At 30.7% G+C, this 2,633-nt stretch carries 3 protein-coding genes and 1 pseudogene; all 4 read left to right on the forward strand.

The genetic code is table 11. The features are described 5' to 3' along the window. Positions 1-796: pseudogene (locus DMC01_RS13985) on the forward strand (hypothetical protein); the annotation flags it as partial. 11 nt (positions 797-807) lie between these two features. After that, on the forward strand, positions 808-1,335 hold the full coding sequence (locus DMC01_RS12185) for a glycoside hydrolase family 24 protein (protein WP_142694455.1): 528 nt from the start codon (positions 808-810) through the stop codon (positions 1,333-1,335). 11 nt (positions 1,336-1,346) lie between these two features. Continuing rightward, complete coding sequence (locus DMC01_RS12190) at positions 1,347-1,850, forward strand: hypothetical protein (protein WP_142694456.1); 504 nt, start codon at positions 1,347-1,349, stop codon at positions 1,848-1,850. Between the two features lie 211 nt (positions 1,851-2,061). Further along, complete coding sequence (locus DMC01_RS12195) at positions 2,062-2,604, forward strand: M23 family metallopeptidase (RefSeq protein ID WP_246059237.1); 543 nt, start codon at positions 2,062-2,064, stop codon at positions 2,602-2,604. Positions 2,605-2,633 lie beyond the last annotated feature (29 nt).

Consider the following 2,633-nt stretch of genomic DNA (forward strand, 5'->3'; position numbering starts at 1 on the left):
TGAGCCACATAAGGATAATAAGGGAAGGCAAAGGTATTATAAGCCTCTTTTAAATTTACACAACAAGTATATACACAAGGATAGAAATATTTTAATCCATAGTGGAGGAAAAATCAAAGACTCAAAGGGATGCCTTTTAATAGGCTCTAAGCTTGATAAAGATGATAAGGGCAATATTATGCGAATATCAAGCGGACAGCATACTCACGGCCTTGCAAGTGAAGTTATGGCTTTTTTAATGCAAAATGATAGTAAAGATAGTGTCACAAACAAGCCCAAACATCTACTTGCAAAAAATAATCACAAAATAGAGCTTTTAAATGTAAATCTTGTGATAAGGAATGAATTTGAGGGGGTAAAAGAGGGTAGCAAGGTAGTTGAGGCAAGAGAAAGCTTATATCTTAAATTTAATGGCAAAGAATTACAGATAATAGAAAATGAATTCAAGGGCAAAGAGTGGCACATAGTGGAGAATGAAAAAGTGATAGCCAAGACCTTTGCACTTAGTGCCTTTTCCTTAAACAGCCCTAAGAATTCAATAAAAGAAGGAAAGGATTACTACATAAATTTAAACGAACTTCCTTTAAGCTCAATGCCAAATCAAGGCTACACCCTTAATATATATGATAAAAAAGCCAAGCAAGTAGCCATCATAACAAACAAAAATACCAAAAACATCATAAATGCTGAAATCTTTTTAGATGATAGCTTTGCTGAATTTCTTAGCATCTTAACAGCATTTAAGCTAAAATATAAGCTAGATAAAGTAAGGATGGAGGTGGGTATGGGAGTATAAAAATAGCAAGATTGAAAGCCTTTATGTATGCTTTAAGATATGGGGAAGGAACGCTTCATTATAAAGGCTATAAAACACTTGTAGGTGGAGGTGTTTTTGATGATTTTTCAAAACATCCAAGCAAAAAAATTTCAATTAGATATTTTGATAGAAATAAAAAAGAATACACTATGATTTATTCCACAGCAGCTGGTGCTTATCAATTTTTGACAAGAACTTGGAATGAAATAGTTATAAAATTTGGCAAAAAATATAAAATTAATGATTTTTCTCCAAAAAATCAAGATAAGGCTTGTTTGGTTTTGATAAAACATTATTGCAAAGCCTTACAACAAATTCAAAATGGCAATGTACAAGAAACCGCTAAAAAATGTCGTAATATTTGGGCTTCTCTTCCTAATGCAAGTTATGGACAAAGAACCGAATCCATGCAAAACTTTATAAAATATTATGATAAACACTTAGAAGAAGAATTGCAAGGAAGATCAGAACTTGCAATCACAAACGAAGAAATTGCAAAATTTTTAGATTATAAATGAGGAAAAAGTAAATGAAAAAACTAGCATTAATGCTCTTATATTGTGTTATATTAAGCGCAAATGAGTTTAGCAAATATCCTATCAAAGTATATGATGATAAGAAAATAATTCCAAAAGATTATCAATGTACTAACACAGAATGCAGAGATATAAATAATAAATTAGTGGATTTGTCAATTAATTTTGCGGGTAAATATTCTATTGTGGCACATAGTTGTGGGAGTGGATGTAGATTTTATTCTATGATAGATATGCAGTATGGAAAAGATGATTTAGAGATCTTAAGTCGTTTTAATACAGTGCCTAATATGAATGATAAAAAGAGCGTTGATGTTTTGATAAGTAGGAAAGATAGCAAGTTATTAATCGCACAATATCAATATAATAACGGTGAATGCAAACAAGAAAAATTTGTTTTAGATAATAAAACACTTCAATCTATAACAAAAATTTTAGAATCTTGCAAGCTAGACAAAAGCTTAAAAAATAATAAATCCGTATTATATAATGAGTGACTTAAGCAATGGGGAAATCATAAATGGATAATGGCTCTAATAGCCCTGCTACCGCAAATAAATCGTATGCTTTTGAAGGTGCATACATTATCGCCTATATGATTAAATTAGATGACATTTAAGCTAGATAAAGTGAGAATGGAGGTGGGGGTATGGGAGTGAATGTGAGATTATTTTCCCACTAAAAGTAAAACCCTTAAATGATAAGGGCTTGCCTTATGATTGGAGCATTAAAAATCTCACAGATAAAAATGCAAGCCAAACAATCTATGGACGAAATAGACAAAATGGACGAAAACACGCAGGGAGGGATTTATATACAGATTTCTTTGAAAGAAATATTAAAAGTCCGCAATCCAATATTGAAATAGTTGCAATAGCTAATGGAATAGTGTTAAGTGTTGGTGGATTTTATTATGACACTTACCAAATAACAATCTTGCACGAAACTTCTAAATATGGAAAATTTATCATTAGATATGGAGAATTAGATGCAAAAAGACTGCTTGTAAAGGTTGGTAATAGTATAAAGCAAGGACAGATTATTGGCTATGCTGGGTTACTGTTGAAAAATAAAGCTCATCCAAATATTGTCCCAAATAAACAAGTTATAATCTTACATTTTGAATATTTTACAAATGGCAACGATACTAATGTGAATCAAAGATTAACAAATAAAAATAAGGCTCAAGACAAGTTAAACTCAAATAAAATAGTCTTAAATTATGATTTACAAAGTGCAAAACAAGTGTAAATCTGTTTAAAAATTTCAAAGGCTAAATT

This window comes from Campylobacter troglodytis, assembly GCF_006864425.1.
Classification (GTDB): domain Bacteria; phylum Campylobacterota; class Campylobacteria; order Campylobacterales; family Campylobacteraceae; genus Campylobacter_D; species Campylobacter_D troglodytis.